Source organism: Vibrio sp. NFR, assembly GCF_027587095.1.
Lineage (GTDB): Bacteria > Pseudomonadota > Gammaproteobacteria > Enterobacterales > Vibrionaceae > Vibrio > Vibrio harveyi.
Genome location: NZ_JAPPTN010000013.1, coordinates 1 through 15,853, shown reverse-complemented (window position 1 = coordinate 15,853; position 15,853 = coordinate 1). Strand labels below are relative to the sequence as shown.

General features: G+C 45.0%; 9 protein-coding genes. 7 read left to right on the top strand and 2 right to left on the bottom strand.

Annotated features, from left to right (window positions below):
* The first annotated feature begins 17 nt into the window (after window positions 1-17).
* The 5 genes from OH463_RS21015 (at window position 18) to OH463_RS20995 (ending at window position 5,783) form a co-directional block, all read left to right on the top strand.
* Complete coding sequence (locus OH463_RS21015) at window positions 18-1,142, top strand: glycosyltransferase (protein ID WP_269992514.1); 1,125 nt, start codon at window positions 18-20, stop codon at window positions 1,140-1,142.
* Window positions 1,139-2,566 (top strand): GumC family protein, encoded by a 1,428-nt coding sequence (locus OH463_RS21010; RefSeq protein WP_269992512.1) that lies wholly within the window; start codon window positions 1,139-1,141, stop codon window positions 2,564-2,566. Before OH463_RS21015 ends, OH463_RS21010 begins: the two co-directional genes overlap by 4 nt.
* 259 nt (window positions 2,567-2,825) lie before the next feature.
* Complete coding sequence (locus tag OH463_RS21005) at window positions 2,826-3,938, top strand: glycosyltransferase (RefSeq protein WP_269992511.1); 1,113 nt, start codon at window positions 2,826-2,828, stop codon at window positions 3,936-3,938.
* Window positions 3,935-5,134, top strand: a complete 1,200-nt coding sequence (locus OH463_RS21000; protein WP_050934950.1) for a glycosyltransferase family 2 protein — start codon at window positions 3,935-3,937, stop codon at window positions 5,132-5,134. Before OH463_RS21005 ends, OH463_RS21000 begins: the two co-directional genes overlap by 4 nt.
* Before the next feature lie 10 nt (window positions 5,135-5,144).
* Window positions 5,145-5,783 carry a sugar transferase gene (locus OH463_RS20995; protein WP_009701686.1) on the top strand — a complete coding sequence of 213 codons (639 nt, stop codon included), beginning with the start codon at window positions 5,145-5,147 and terminating at the stop codon, window positions 5,781-5,783.
* Window positions 5,784-5,811: 28 nt separating this feature from the next.
* Here the strand turns inward: OH463_RS20995 and OH463_RS20990 are convergent, their stop codons facing one another.
* A complete protein-coding gene (locus tag OH463_RS20990) occupies window positions 5,812-6,201 on the bottom strand; it encodes an ATP-binding protein (RefSeq protein WP_029788494.1) in 390 nt (129 codons plus the stop codon).
* Between the two features lie 315 nt (window positions 6,202-6,516).
* Between OH463_RS20990 and OH463_RS20985 the strand changes: the two genes are divergently transcribed.
* Window positions 6,517-10,917, top strand: coding sequence for an SslE/AcfD family lipoprotein zinc metalloprotease (locus OH463_RS20985; RefSeq protein ID WP_269992508.1), 4,401 nt, complete (start codon window positions 6,517-6,519; stop codon window positions 10,915-10,917).
* Window positions 10,918-11,122: 205 nt separating this feature from the next.
* Window positions 11,123-11,515 (top strand): hypothetical protein, encoded by a 393-nt coding sequence (locus tag OH463_RS20980; RefSeq protein ID WP_017190126.1) that lies wholly within the window; start codon window positions 11,123-11,125, stop codon window positions 11,513-11,515.
* A gap of 99 nt (window positions 11,516-11,614) precedes the next feature.
* On the opposite strand, the gene OH463_RS20975 is transcribed toward OH463_RS20980, so the two are convergent.
* A partial coding sequence (locus tag OH463_RS20975; RefSeq protein WP_269992505.1) for an Ig-like domain-containing protein occupies window positions 11,615-15,853 on the bottom strand: 4,239 nt, incomplete at its 5' end.

The following is a 15,853-nucleotide window of genomic DNA, read 5'->3' as shown; positions in this document are numbered from 1 at the left end:
GGCTCAAGGAGAGAACGATGACAGATATCGTAGTATTTGGAGAAGACTTCGGCGGCTTGCCATCTTCCACTCAACATCTGATAAAGCACCTAGCGAACAACCATCGTATTCTTTGGGTCAACTCGATCGGCTTGAGACAACCAAAGTTCACACCAAAAGACGCTAAACGCCTCGTCACCAAACTGACTGGATCATTCAAACAACAAGACAAGGTTCAAACGCCTTTCGGCCAAGAGGATGTCTCAAACATCCACACCATCACTTTGCTGACGATCCCTGCTCCCAAATCTAAATGGGCACGTAACGTCGCGACGAAAATGATGAAACATCAACTGAGCAAAAAACTGAATGAGCTCGGCTTTCAACATGCCGTTTTTTGGACGTCACTGCCTACCGCTGTGGATATTTGTCGAGAAATGAGTACCAAAGGCATTGTTTATTACTGTGGTGATGACTTTGGCGCACTCGCGGGTGTCGATCATCGAACCATTTTGGAACATGAAGCTGACTTGATTGAGAACGCAGACCTTATTTTGGCTGCCAGCGATAAGCTTGCCGCGGAGCTTCCGCAAGAGAAAACCGTGACTCTACCGCATGGTGTGGACTTCAGTTTGTTTTCAGAGCCAACGGCGAAAGCGCAAGATATGCCAAGCAATAGTCGTAAGGTACTGGGTTTTTACGGCAGCCTATCAGAATGGTTGGATTACCGTTTAATAGAACAAGTCGCCGATCAAGCCCTGGATTGGGATTTGGTCTTTATTGGTCCAAATGAATTTCCTCACAACCCGTTGCCACAACGAAACAATATCCATTACCTAGGTCCGCGAGCACATCAAGATTTACCTAGCTACTCACAACATTGGGATGCGAGTTGGCTGCCGTTCGTCGATAACGCACAGATTCAAGCCTGTAATCCACTTAAACTATTGGAATACCTCGCCACAGGAACACCGGTCATCAGTACGGCTTTCCCGGCACTTAAGCCCTACCAACACATGCTGCATGTTGTGGCGGATGTGGATGATGTTCGTGCGAGCTTGAATCACTTACTCCCACCACCAGAGGGGTCACTCTCGATCATCCAACAACAAAGTTGGCAATCAAGAGCACGTCAAGTTGAGCGATTAGTGAGGGCGTTATGAACGATTTAAGAGACAACATCACCTTATTACTGCATGGTGCATGGCGACGCCGCTATCTGATTGTTATTCCTATGTTGGTATTGCCTATCTTAGGCTTTGTCGTCAGTAAAATGATGCCAACGAAATATGTGGCGCACACTAGTATGCTGATTCAAGAAACAGCCAAGATGAATCCATTCCTCGAAGATCTTGCCGTCTCAACCATGCTGAAAGATCGCTTGAGCGCGTTAAGTACCCTATTGAAAAGCCGCCATGTGCTGTATTCGGTTGCTCAAGAACAAGGCTTGATTGATGACACCATGGGACCGAAAGAACAAGAGTCCATCATTAAAGAGCTTGCCAATCGCCTCACGGTGCAACAGCTTGGTAAAGACTTCATTCAAATCCAGTTAACCAGCAGTAAGTCTGAAGGTATGGAAGATATACTTGGCTCCGTCAGCGATCATTTTGTAGAACAACTGCTTGCCCCAGAGCGATCTTCGATTAAAGACTCAAGCCACTTTCTTACCATGCATATTGATAAACGTCGTGAAGAACTGGATAAAGCCGAGCGAGCCTTTGCCGAATACAAAAACGCCTATTCGCACGCAACACCAGAGATGCAGGCACAAAGCCTGACTCGTTTAGCGAGCCTAAAGCAGACATTGGCAGAGAAAGAAGCCGAACTGGCTGGTGTAAAACGCAGCTTGGGCAGCTTGGACCAACAACTTTCTAAGACCAACCCAGTGATTGGTAAAATTGAAGAGCAAATCATCGAGATCCGCAGTGAACTAACCCTACTTCGTGCCAAGTACACAGAAGCGCACAGTATGGTCCAAGGTAAATTGCGAGAATTGAATCGCCTAGAACAAGAGCGCGCCGTTCTACTCAACTCAAAACAACCTGAGATGAACAGTAACCAGCTTTGGGATATCGCCAGCACCGCAACGGTAAGCAATATTGGTGATGCGCAACCTCTGCTTGTTTCTCAGCTCCATCAATTGCAAATCATGCGCGGTCGATATGAATCGCTTCAAGAAGAGACAGCGAGTCTGCAAAGCATGATTCAAGAGTTAGAAACCAATGCGAATCGATTTGGTAGCACCGCAACTGAAATCAATCGACTGGCAAGAGATGTGACAGTCAAACGCCAATTGTACGAAGAACTGGTTGAACGTTATGAAATGGCCCAACTCACCGGTTCTTTGGGTGTATTTGAAGAAAATAAACGCGTGAAAGTCATTGATGAGCCTTACACTCCCACAATTCCAGCTAATTTACCCGCTTTTATGTTCGTTATCTTAGGGTTCATTGGTGGTGCTGGATTAGGTATCGGATTAGCAACCATTGCGGAACTGGCAGATAACTCGATTCGCTCACGAAAATCCCTTGAACAACACTTGGGCGTCCCCGTGATTACCACTATCCCTAAAGTAATCTTCTAGCCAGAATTTTAAATTTCAGCATCATGTGAAGGCACTCGTTCGTTGAGTGCTTTCTCATCCCCATTCCCATTAAATCAAGCAATTAGCTGGAAATTTCTTTCATCCGTTAATTCTGAATTTCAAAATGAGAATATTCTTTTCTCATTTTGATGTTCAGCACGTCCAAATCATTAACTTGTTGTTTTTAATTACTTTAATTTTTGGCACATAGCGTGCACAAGTCAACATGTAGAAAAACAAATATATCGAGGACTCAGGAATGGAAAACTCAGACACTCGAACCTCAACCAAGAACGGCAATGTGATTGTACACGTCGTCCAACATCTCGCCCCCGGCGGATTAGAAACTCTGGTACTAGAGATGCTTCGTTTTGCTAAAGCAGAAGACTCCGTTTTTGTGGTTAGTCTTGAGGGGAACAAAACGGTTGCACTTCGTCATTGGAGTAAGTTGTTGGATTACCGAGACCAACTTTGCTTTCTCGATAAAGCGCCAGGTTTTAGCCTAACCACACTCCGAACATTGAAACATATACTCAAAAGACTCAACGCAAATGTCGTTCATACTCACCATATCGGTCCCTTGCTGTATGGCGGGATTGCGACACGATTGCTAGGCATTAAAACCTTAATCCACACGGAGCATGATGCTTGGCACTTAAACAACCAAAAAGCAGCTAGATTACAAACAGTATTACTCAAGAGTCTTCGCCCCCAAGTTGTTGCAGACGCTGAGTTTGTCGCTGACCAAATAACCAACAAGCTAGGCTATCTTCGAGTCAGCACCATTCATAATGGGATTGATTGTGAAAAGTTCACCAATGGTAATCAAAACCAAGCCCGTGAGCGCTTTTCGCTTCCCACTGATAAGTTCATTGTCGGAACAGCAGGTCGTTTAGAAGCCGTTAAGGGGCAAGAGATCCTAATCAAAGCCTTCTCACATCTACCAACACATACACACCTTGCTATTGCAGGAAGCGGTAGCCAAAGAGAGCTATTAGAAGCACAGGTACGCACTTTGGGACTGGAAGACAGGGTAACGTTCTTGGGCTTGGTTAGTGACATGCCGCACTTTTACCAAAGCTTAAATGTCTTTTGTCTACCTTCACTTCAAGAGGGTTTTCCACTTTCAACCTTAGAAGCACAAGCCTGCGGCGTCCCTTGCATTGCTAGTGATGTTGGTGCGGTAAAAGAGACGCTATGCCCACAAACAAGCGCATTGGTTGAGCCAAATAAAGTTCCCGTTCTAGCGGATGCATTATCACAGCATTTATCAGAAATACCGCGTTCGCCTAGAGCCCATATTCTTAAGCATTTCGATATCCGCAATATGGTTAACCGCTACGCGATGTTAGCTCAAGGAGAGAACTTATGATTGATTTACTTTGGACCACTGGCTTCGTTTTGTCTGCGCTATTAATTGTCTACCATCACGTTGGCTACCCTCTTGTTCTGAACTGGCTTTCAACACGTAGTGAACAGCGCAAGGTAGCGAAGAAAGCAACGGTAAAAGAGCGTTGTTACAAAGCATCCAAAAACGACTGCATCTTACCTACGATGACAATCGTTGTACCTGCCTACAACGAAGAACAATGGATCGCAGAAAAGATCCGAAACCTTGCAAGCCTTGACTATCCGAGAGATAAATTAACGATTGTCATTGCCTGTGATGGATGCACCGACAACACAGCAGAGATAGCACAGAACACCATTCAAGAAGCGATCTGTGCTGACACTTTATTCATCATTCGAGACCACGCAATCAATCGTGGCAAAGTGACGCTCATCAACTCTGAAATGAAAAACATAACCACTGAGATTACCGTCCTTAGTGATGTTTCTGCCCTAGTCTCTTGTGATTCCTTACTGCTAGCGAGCCAACACTATCAAAATGAGAATATCGGTGTAGTCAATGCGACTTATCAAATCATGGCGACACAAAACCAAGGTGAAGCAGCTTACTGGCAGTACCAATCTAATGTGAAATACAAAGAGTCGTTGATTGGCTCAACCATTGGTTCTCACGGCGCGTTCTATACATTTAGAACCAAACTGTTCACGCCGCTCGAACCTGAGATCATTAACGATGACTTCATTTTACCAATGCGTATCGTACTACAAGGTTATGCATCCATTTATGAACCTAGGATGCTGGCTCTTGAGCTAGAAGAAAGCTCTGATAACTCTGACTTCAAACGACGTCTACGCATCTCTGCAGGCAATATGCAGCAGTTCTTGAAACTTAAAAAGCTGCTGTTACCCCGCTATCGTGGCACTGCATTTGCATTTTTATCAGGAAAGGTACTGCGTCTTGCGACTCCTTACCTAATGATCATGTGTTTCGTGAGTTCGTTATTGTTGATGGAATACCCTACGTTTCAAGCTCTACTCGTAGCGCAGTTAGCCGTTTACTCAATCACTCTCATCACTTATTTAATCCCAGCGTTCAATTTGTTTAAGCCATTCAAGTTGATCAACTACATAGTAGTCGGACACATAGCAAACTTCGCAGGCGGGCTTCGCTATCTTCTAGGAATGGAAAATGGTCGCTGGAAGCGCGTTAATCAATAAGGAAAGTATCATGAAGACTTCACGTTATGACTCAAATATTCATTTAGCAAAACGCGCTTTCGATGTTGTGGTTTCAATGCTTATTTTGCTTGTATCCCTACCAGCCATGCCAATCATTGCAATGGCAATCACGATCAACTCAAAAGGACCTGTCATTTATCGTCAGCTTCGTGTGGGTCGTTGTACACCAGACAAGATGGAGCTGTTTGAAATCATGAAGTTTCGCACTATGTATGTCGATGCGGAGCAACGTTCTGGCGCGGTATGGGCTTCAGAGAATGATCCAAGAATCACACCTGTCGGTCGATTCTTACGTAAGACACGCTTAGATGAACTGCCACAGTTATTCAATGTGCTAAAAGGTGAAATGTCGTTGATTGGTCCTCGTCCTGAGCGCCCTGCTTTTTACCAAAAGCTAGAAGATGAGATTCCTTACTTTGTTGAACGCACTTACGGTGTTCTACCAGGCATCACAGGGTTAGCACAAGTCAATCAAGGCTACGACTCATGTATTGAGGATGTTCGCCGTAAAGTCGGCTTCGACCACAGCTACGCATTGAGCCTAAGCTCATTTTACTCGTGGATTTCGATGGACATCGCCATTATGAGCAAAACACTGGTTGTCATGATCGATGGCAGGGGTCAGTAGTATTCTGAGACCAAAAGAGGTTAAAACGTTATTCTTGCCATTGGCGACGCATGTTTTCGATCGTCGCTGATGGCACATCATGAATGCTTTGATATTGCTCACGACACACCTGTACTTCCACTTCAATTTGCTTTTTCTCACAATACTTTAGATAGCGCTTCATTTCCCAGTGACGAACAAAGGTATTGCTGACAATCACCACCTTACCTTTATTAAGCCACTTACGGGTTTGTTGAAAACACCATTCATGGGCATCCGCTAGCTTGGTACCATCAAAAACGTATTCTCCAATTTCATTCTCAAAATACATGTCAGCTTCAAAGTGTTTCGCTTTGAGCTGTTTGGACAATTTCTTAGCAAGCGTTGTCTTTCCAGAGCCTGGTAAACCACGAATAAGAAGGAGTTTTGCGTTGGTCATGATCGGATGATTTCAGTGAAAAACCAGCAAACTGTACGCTATTTTTGCAGAAAAGAAAGTCCAACTAACCACTAGGCTTATTCATTCTGTGAATCCCACCCTCAGTTGTGAAAATTTGTTCAATACAAAGCTAATCTTTTTGTTCCCTCCTGCCGCTTTTAAAACTAGAATGCGCGCGCATTTATCGAGCCCTAAAAACTTACTAAAAGTTAATTACTTAACAGCATAATCTCGATAGCTCTGAGCTTTAAAATAAAGTAACTCTCAACCAACTCGCCATCCAAATGACGATGGCACTTCATAAGGGTTTAGTCTTTGAAACGAAGTCTTCTTTCAATCCTTGTCGCTTCGCTGCTGTTTGGCTGCGGTGGCGATGAAAGCAACAACTCAACAAATACCACGCCACCGACTGTTGAACCTGATTTACCGCCAGATCAACCAGATATAGGTGTAACCACGTATCAAGGTAAACTGTTTATTCATAGTAAACAGTTAACCGGTGATCTTGAGTGTGATGGTCAGGATATCAGTGAGTCAGGCTACTTCACTTATACCGCCTCTGAAGGCACATTCACCTGTCAATTTGGTGGTATTACTCTAGGTACGTTCAACTACCTAGTGCCAGAACAAACACGTGAAGGTTCACAACCATCTGAGTTAACTCAAGCGTATGATCTTAAAGATGTGCTAGGTAAACACGCAAGTAATGCTACTAAGCTGTTAAACAAGATCGACACATGCCCTACTCAAGATACACAAGTGTGTTTAGATGAAATCAACAGCTACGATATCCAAGACCTGTATCTAAGCGAAGATCAAGCGGCGATTGATGAGTTTCTCAATCCAAGTGTCGCGAATGAGGGTGAGCAACCAAGCGCACACGTTGATCCAGAGCTTCAGCCAGAAGTCACCCCAGGTGCAAGTAACAACTTAACCGGGTCGTTTGTTTCTGCCAACGCCGAAGCAACTTATGAATACAAGCCAAGCGCTGCAAACAAGCCACTAACGACAAGTCGCTTGACGGACTCGCAAGGCCACCCCCTTGCCGGTGTTGAGTTCTTCAGCCACTCTGCCCGTGGTATGACAGATGCAAACGGCGAGTTTGAATACCTATGGGGCGAGAACCTGATCTTTGGTATCGATACCTTCACACTCGGGCAAGTTAAAGGCAATAAAGTGAATTACCAACTTGCGGATTTAAGTGACAATCCGTTGGTAAAACAAAACCTAGAGGCGTTTGTTCATCGTTATGGTATTCAGACTGACAGCAACATTGAGATCAACGATAACGTTCGTCAGGTATTTGCGCAGTACCCTAACGTAATCAATGAACTGATCAACCTTAGCTTACCAAACGGCGCAAAGATTGAAGGTACTAACTTCACGACGCCAAATGAGTTTGCTGCACAGTTTAGCCAAGGTTTAACGCAGATCATCGATGGACAGTTGAAACAAGCACCACAGTGGTCAGGCTTTGCGGCACCTATGTTGCGTACCGTTCGCGCTACAGGGAGCAATTATGTAACGCAATCTCTGCATCAAATTTATGCAGGCGTGGATAGCGTGCACATCTTCCATGATAACCATGGTTGGGGCGGTTCTGGTTATACGCGTGCAATGCGTAACTTCAACCTAACCAATGAAGCATTCCCTGTGCTAATGCCACGTAATGACAACAGTTACTGGCTTCCTTTTGGTGAAGAGGCCGCTTGGACACGTGGCTCAGGTAAAGACAAGAAAGCTTACATCGTAGATGCGACGACCATTGATGAGACATCGACGGTCAAGATGCTGCGTCCGGAAAAAATCTCGAAACAAACAGCGACCTTCAATTTACCAACCATGACCGCGGGTATGATTGGTTCAGGTAAAGTAGTGTTCTTGGGTAACGCGATGTACACCTCTATTTTCTCGTGTCCAGAAAACTACTGGGCAGGCGCAGATTTGGGCATTGATAGCGAGAAACAAACATGTCGCTACAGCACACCACACAACCAAGTTGCTCAAGACGCAGATACTCGTACCGACAACGGCAGCATGCAAAAGATGTTCGGCAACTTGATCAATTGGCTAGTACCAAACGCATCACAGGATTCGATTGCCATTGCAACGAACATCAGCAAAGGGCACGCTTTCCGTTGGGACCGCAAAGAGGGTCAAATCTACGACTTCTTCGTTAACCCAAGCTACCAACTTGGTGATATGGAATTGCTAAATAGTGGTTCATTCAGCACTCTTGATGCAACGACGACTCCGCTATTACTGCTTCAATCTTATGAGATTAAAACCGATGGCTACGATACTAAGTCCGTCGTTTCTGATATTCAACAGCCTAAGTTGGATGCAGATGACGTCACAGCGCTGATCGAATATGTAAACAACGGCGGCAACATCATCTTCTTTGATGCTCTAGAGGCAAGTAATCCTGAGCCTATCGCTCGTTTAGCTGATGCCGCTGGCATCTCTGTAGGCGGTGCAAACGTTGCGAAGACTTTCCAGTCTCTTTGTTCAGATAGCTATTGGTGTCATAGTACATCGGGTCCAAACGTCCCTAACCTACACACAGTGGCGGAATTCGATCTTGTGGTTTATGAGCGTTATGCCGATACCACAAAAATTGAAATCAATGACAATGGCACCGTCACATGGCCGGGTAATATCGACATGCCAACGCTTGAGATTCCGTTGTACAAGGTAACTGTTGGCGACCAAGAGCAACAGCGCTATGCCTTCCACATGGTGAAATCTGAGCAAGAGAAACAAACAGCCATCGCGGAACTGCAAAAGAACTTCCCTGGTGTGCCATTGTGTAAGGACGAATACCAATACGAAGTTAACTGTATTGAAGTACGTAAAGGTCATGGTATTCCGAGCCGAGGTAACCACCACCGTCCTGACTTCACTCGCTACGAAATGAATCCTGAAGTCGTCGATAGTATGGTCAAGGCTGCAAACCTAGGTGCAAACATTGATCGCTTATTCTCTCACGAGCTTTACTACCGTAGTAAAGGTGAGATTGGTGAACGCTTGTCGCAAGCGGAGTTAACATCAACTTACGACAACCTATCAGTTTGGCTATGGAATGACGAACAGTACGAGTATAAACAGGACGTACAAGACGAGCTTGGCTTCAAACGCGCAGTCGAAATACTGAACTGTTACACCAATAACACTCACCAAGGCGGAAGTGCATGTGGGCAAGAGACACAAGAGCAGTTAGCTAAATGGTCAATGATTACAGAATCAGGCGAACTTAACCCTTCTTACCCACTAAACTGGATGGAAAAACCGTTAACTCGCATGATGCTAGGTCGCTCATACTGGGATTTAGACATCAGTGTTGATACGACAGGCTACCCAGGTCGACCATTGCAATCTGGAAGTTCGGCTAGTGTCGATATTCACACTAACAACAAAACCGTAATTGGCACCGCTGGCAGTATGCAATCGACAGGTTTGTGGGCTCCACAACTTGAAAATGTGACGATTTCCGGGGGCGTAAAAGCTTCGATTAACGTGGCGTTAGTTGATGATCTGACAGGGCGCGCGAATCATGAGTTGAGTTTGAAACGTCCACCTCGCGTTCAGAAGACCTTCCAATATGACGGGGCGCAATTAACCTTTAAAGTCCCTTATGGTGGTTTGATTTACATCCAGCCTCTTGAAACAGCTCAAGGTGACGTGGTGACATTCAACTTTAACGGCGTACTACAAGCATCTTGGTGGAAAGATGGCAAATGGGTAAACAACATCAATGCTGACGTACCACTTGCCGAAATCGATTCTGGTCATTTCATCTACACCACTCCTGTCAACAACATACAGGAAACTGATGTACCTAAATTCGCTGTTGAACTGAATGCCTTCGCAAATCATGCAAGCGACTTTTACGGACGCGATCTGGTGACGGAAGATGGCAAGCATCGTCGATTTACCTATGATGCTCTCTTAGCGAACCGACACCGCTTTGTGAATGATGTGCAAATCTCTATTGGTGCAGCACACTCTGGTTACCCAGTACAAAGCAACAGCTACTGGCCGACATGGACAGTGGTTCCAACGAACCCAACGAATGATTGGTTGCTATGGCACGAAGTGGGTCATAACTTAGCATCAGCACCATTTATGGTAGCTGGCTCAACCGAGGTGACCAACAACATTCTTGCGTTATACATGCAGGAGCAACGCGAAGCGAAGCCATACATGGACCGCATCGCAAGTGACTTATCTAAGTCACCTCTATGGCTAGACCGCTTTGAAGGTCACGCTTGGAGTGAGGCAGATGTCGGTATGCGCTTAGCCATGTTCGGTCAGTTGAAGCTTTGGGCAGAAGATCACTTTAACATCGACACTTGGTACTCTAATCAAGCATCTAAACCAAGCATTTTTGGTGAAGATCAGGGTTGGAACTTCTTCAAGTTGGCTCACCGCAAAGCTCGTGGTGACAGTGTTGGTGACCAAGGCATTAACTACTGTTCAACGCAGAGCAGCCAGTTAAGCCAAGGCGATTTGCTGATGGCGTGTACGTCTTATTTAACCCAGTACGATTTGACGGATTACTTCCGCAAGTGGAACCCATCAGAAACTAAAGCCAACTTACCAAATGGCAGTGTTGATTACTCTGGTGGCTTAACACAAGCAGGCTTCAACGCCGTAGCGGCAATGAAACTACCAAAACCAGACAAATCCCCTTCTGAGTATTTGTCCGTTAAGTAAACCGCAGTAAATCAAAAGCCGACAGAATTCGACTCTGTCGGTTTTTTTTGTTCATCGCACTTTTAGTGCTCAAGCGGGATTACCCTGTACGGACTGCTTCTCAAGATAACCAATTTACGAATATTTACATATCCCGTTGTAATCAGATAAGAAAAACCGCGGTCTGCCATTGAGAACTTATTCGTTACTCTTTAAAGGACTCCAAATGAAAGAAACACTGCCACTTAAATTAGGACTAGGATTATTAGCATTGCGATTAAGTATCGCCTTGGTGTTTATTATGTGGGCACTAGATAAAGTCTTTGTTCCAGAACACGCAATGAAAGTATTTGCCGGCTTTTATGGTTTAGACATTTCAAGTGGAATCTCTGTCGCGATGGGGCTTGCCCAATTAGTATTTATTGGGATTTTTGTCGCTGGCTTATGGAAAAATATAACCTACCTCGCCATTTTAGTTTTACATGCTGGCTCAACCTTTTCTTCATTTGCTAAATACCTAGACCCATTTAACAACCTGCTGTTCTTTGCTGCGTGGCCAATGCTCGCAGCTTGCTTCGCGTTGTACCTGCTTCGAGAGCATGACATCTACACTTTGTAGTAAAACACAGAAAACGCCAATAAAGGCATATACCTGACTGAAAACAAAAAAGGTCTAGCATTGCGCTAGACCTTTTTTTCATACCTTCAGTTGGTTTGATTACATATCTTTAAGTTGAGAATCCAGACTTGCAATCAGGTGTGAAGTGACGTCATCAACACTTGCTCCATCAAAATGGATATCTAATGTCGTTCCACCTTTAGAGATACTCAAGTTAGAGTCTGTTGCTCCATCTTGCGTAACTTCCACATGGTAATTACCAACATCGCCAGTGTGATCGCCCGACTTCAGATCATCCAGTAACGAACCAAGTTCATCCTTAGATAGATCCTCGAACAAGTCAGAGAAATCAAGAGAGTCTTCGTTTGCATTGAAGTCTTTTACTGTATCTGTCTCATTTGCAACATCCACCCACTTGAAGATGTCTGCACCATCACCACCGGTAAGGATATCGTTACCCAAACCACCGATCAGGATGTCATCACCTATACCGCCGTCCAGCGTATCTGAGCCACCTTGCCCGAATAGGATATCGTTGCCTTCACCTCCAGACAGGTTATCCGCTCGGTCGCTTGAACGAGATTGCTCAAATTCAGCTTGGTTGTCAGTAATGTAGTTATGAACATCTTTCTCGGTAACAAGACCAACATCTTTACCTAATTGACCAGCAACATACTCTTGTAATGCAGATACACCTTGTTCATCACTAGAACCAAATCGAATTGCATCACCGAAGATAATATCGTCACCAGCTTGACTATCGATGTCATCTCTACCTTGAAGCAAAGCGACTTCCTTACCAAGGATAACTTCAGCCAACTGTGAAACATCAATGTTGGTTCGCACTGTATTGTCTGAGTCGTAGTTTTCGAGTGTGCTTGCGTCCAAGTTGTTACCAAGACCAATCGCATGCACTTCACTAAACTCTTCCAATGCTTTGTACATATTCTCAGCTTGAGCGGTAACACTATTGCTGTAGTCATAGTAACCCGTGTTGCTGTACATGTAGCCAAGGCGGTCGCCAGTCGACAAAGAATAAACCTCTGTGTTGCTCGCAATAACCGTTTGGTTGTTGTAAGTCACAACATCACCACGTTGATAATCGCTTGGTAACACGTCTCCCAAAGTAATAATTTTGCCATTTTCAGCACCAATCACCACATTAGTCATCGAAGCCAAATCATAAGCGCTATTGTGGTCAGCTTGGTTCGGCGTACCATCAGAGATAAAGTATGTGACGTTATTTGCATCACTATCTTTACCTGCAAACCAATCTAGCACTGAATCAAATGCAGCTTCATAGTTTGTGTTACCACTGCCATTGTCTCTATTGTTTGCAAATGCAGTCGCGATTTTCGTTGAAGCGTCTGGGTCACTCAAATCAACTTCCAACAGCAACTTATCATTCGTTGCAAACGTTGTTAGCAAGACATTCACTTTACCCGAATGAGAACCGGTAGCACTGCTGATCAAGGTATCAAGAACCGTTTGAATCTCAGTCTCTGCTTTACCTACGTCATACCCCATACTGCCTGAAGTATCTAGAACAAAAGCAATGTTGTAATCCTCGCCCTCAACAATCTGCAGACCTTGGACATCACCAACAATAATGTCGTCATCAGCTGTACCGGTAATATCGTTATCACCGTGCGTACCGGTAACGTATTCGTAATCGCGAACTGAAACTCGAGCCGATTCGGTCTCAGTCGCTTGGTCATTATTTGATGACTCAACCGATGTTGCAGTGACACTTAATGGGAAGTCCAGGCTACCTTCAAAATCGTACGGTACTTTTACATCAAAGTTAGCTTGACCTTGAGCATCGAGGTTCACGATATAGCCACCGCTTGGCTCTTCCGCAACAGCTTGACCATTGACGTACAACTCAACACCATCAGGTAGACCATCAACAAGGACTGTTTGAGCTAATGACTCGCTGCCATCAGTGTCAGCTAAGTCAACATCCACTTCAATCGGCACCCAACGATCTTGTAGAACCTCGTAAGTGCCATCTTTATTTATCTCAATCACCTTATCCGCAAAGACAACGCGCTCGATTTCGTACAGGTGATCACCACGGTCCTCAAAGCCCGTATTGTCATTTTCTGAATCGATTGAACGCTTGTCTAGGAAGATCCAATACGGAACTTGGCCACTATGGTTGTTCTTAAACGTAAACTGGTAGTCACTGAAGTTACCAGTTAGGTAAACCGTGTCTTTACCATCATATTGCGTTGTAGATCTTCCATCGTCACCGTAGAAAGAGTCATTTTGACGACCACCAACAAAGACATCATCACCAGCGCCACCATAGAAGGTGTCGTTGTAATTTGTACCGACAAATAACGAATCAGTATCTGAAGTGTCATTGTTACTACCCAAGGCTACATTCGCGACCGGATTCACTCCTTGTTGAACGCCATCTAAACCAATTGCATCTGCGATGACTTTGTTCTGAGCCGGCGTATTGTTTGTTGCCGATGTTACCAAGCTGTGATTAGACTCAACCGCGTCGGTTTTCGACATATCACCCACAGAGATACTGATTGTTGGCTTATCTGCTACCGCTACGACGTCAATATCTAGTGTTTCTGTCGCTCCAGTATTTGTCGTGTACGTAATTGTCGGTACGTCACCTGACCAATCTTTTACTAGGTCAAACGTGTAACTACCATCTTGGTTCACAACCAGCGTGCCGTTGCTCAGCGATACCGTCTGACCAACCGCATAATCAGTGTTGTTAACCGTGATATGGTCAACCAGTAGAACGTTATCGCCATCTGAATCATTCAGCAGTACGTTACCTTGTAACTGCTGATCTTCGTCTGTTGTAACAACATCACTTGCTGTATTCGTTGGCAAGTTTTCATGCACAACTACATTGATCGTCGCCGTAGAATCAGCAGTATCACCATTAGACTCTTCTGTTGCTGTCGCAGTTACCGTGATAGTGAAATCATCATGAGAACCTGCAGGAGGAGTCACCGTCAGTCCGTCTAGCGCCCATCCGGTTACATCTACCGCATCCGCGCTAGCAATAGTAATTGAGTTAGTGCCATCCGAGATCACTGCGCCTACAGGAATACCTTTCAATGTCACTTCAAGCGATTCTGAGCCGTCAGTATCATTTAGATTTGCTCTAATTTCAGATAGAGGAATCGCAGTATCTTGAGGACCTTCGTTCACTTGGTAGGTCTCGTAGACTTCAACACCATTCACTTCTTGTAGTGCAGAGGTTCTGATATCAGTCGCGTCTAACGCGTTAACATCACTAACCACAACCAAGTTACTATTGCTTAGGTTAACTGGCGCTTGACCATTTATAGAAACATCGACGTTGAAGTTACCCGGACCACTTTGATTGTGATGGTAAATCTCTAGCGGGTAGAATCCAGAAACAGTAGGTACGAATGCACCACCCGTAATTGTACCTTGAGCATTACCCCAACGAGCTTCATCGACCAATGACCCACCAACTGTGATTGCAAGGCTATCGTCCGCGCGACCAGTGAAGTCGTAGCTTGTACCCGCTTCTAGGTAAACCAATCCTGTCACAAGTACTGCTTCATTTGCGGCTGTCGCATAAGACGACGTATCTTGCACATTCGAAGTTGTGGATTGATTACCGTTAGCAGAATCAAGAGCATCAATTGCATTGATAAGAACCTGACCTGTGACACCTAGCCCATTACCAGAACCCACTACGACGTTGTTCCAAGACGTAACATTGAACTCTTGCAGAGGTACCGACAAGCCTGGCGTTACGGTGCTCAAGGTTGGCGCATCAGCATCAGGGGTAACATCAATGGTTAGCGTCGATTCTTGACCTTCGTTCTGACCATCTGTTGGTTTAAATCCAATTTGAGCATAATGACCAGATTGGTCACCAACATTGGTACCACCAAAGCTACTATCACCAGACTCGTTTGTCTCCGGAGTAAATCTCACACTGTCAGCGTCAAACTGCGACTTATCGAGAACTTGATCTGCTTGAACAGCCTGCCAATCACCCTGAGCGTCTTTATACTCAAGCAATCCATCAGTCGGCAGCGAGGTAATCTGAATCGATAGTGAAGCGTCTGCAGAATCCACATCCGTCACACCGAAAGATGCCCAATCAAGCAATACATCTGCGCCCTGCGCATCTTCATTCATAGTCACAGTTGTTGGCGTAGATTCTGGGGCGTCATTCACTGGATTAATGGTAACCGCAACCGTTGCATCGTCTGTTAGCTGACCATCTGAGATGGTGTAGCTAATCGTTGCGTCGCCATTGAAGTTTTCAGCTGGCGTGAACACCAACTTACCATCTACGATTGCAACGGTACCTTGCTCTGC

Coding starts and splice junctions, on each gene's coding strand:
- OH463_RS21015 (WP_269992514.1), top strand. CDS start 18: ATGACAGATATCGTAGTATTTGGAGAAGACTTCGGCGGCTTGCCATCT.
- OH463_RS21010 (WP_269992512.1), top strand. CDS start 1,139: ATGAACGATTTAAGAGACAACATCACCTTATTACTGCATGGTGCATGG.
- OH463_RS21005 (WP_269992511.1), top strand. CDS start 2,826: ATGGAAAACTCAGACACTCGAACCTCAACCAAGAACGGCAATGTGATT.
- OH463_RS21000 (WP_050934950.1), top strand. CDS start 3,935: ATGATTGATTTACTTTGGACCACTGGCTTCGTTTTGTCTGCGCTATTA.
- OH463_RS20995 (WP_009701686.1), top strand. CDS start 5,145: ATGAAGACTTCACGTTATGACTCAAATATTCATTTAGCAAAACGCGCT.
- OH463_RS20990 (WP_029788494.1), bottom strand. CDS start 6,201: ATGACCAACGCAAAACTCCTTCTTATTCGTGGTTTACCAGGCTCTGGA.
- OH463_RS20980 (WP_017190126.1), top strand. CDS start 11,123: ATGAAAGAAACACTGCCACTTAAATTAGGACTAGGATTATTAGCATTG.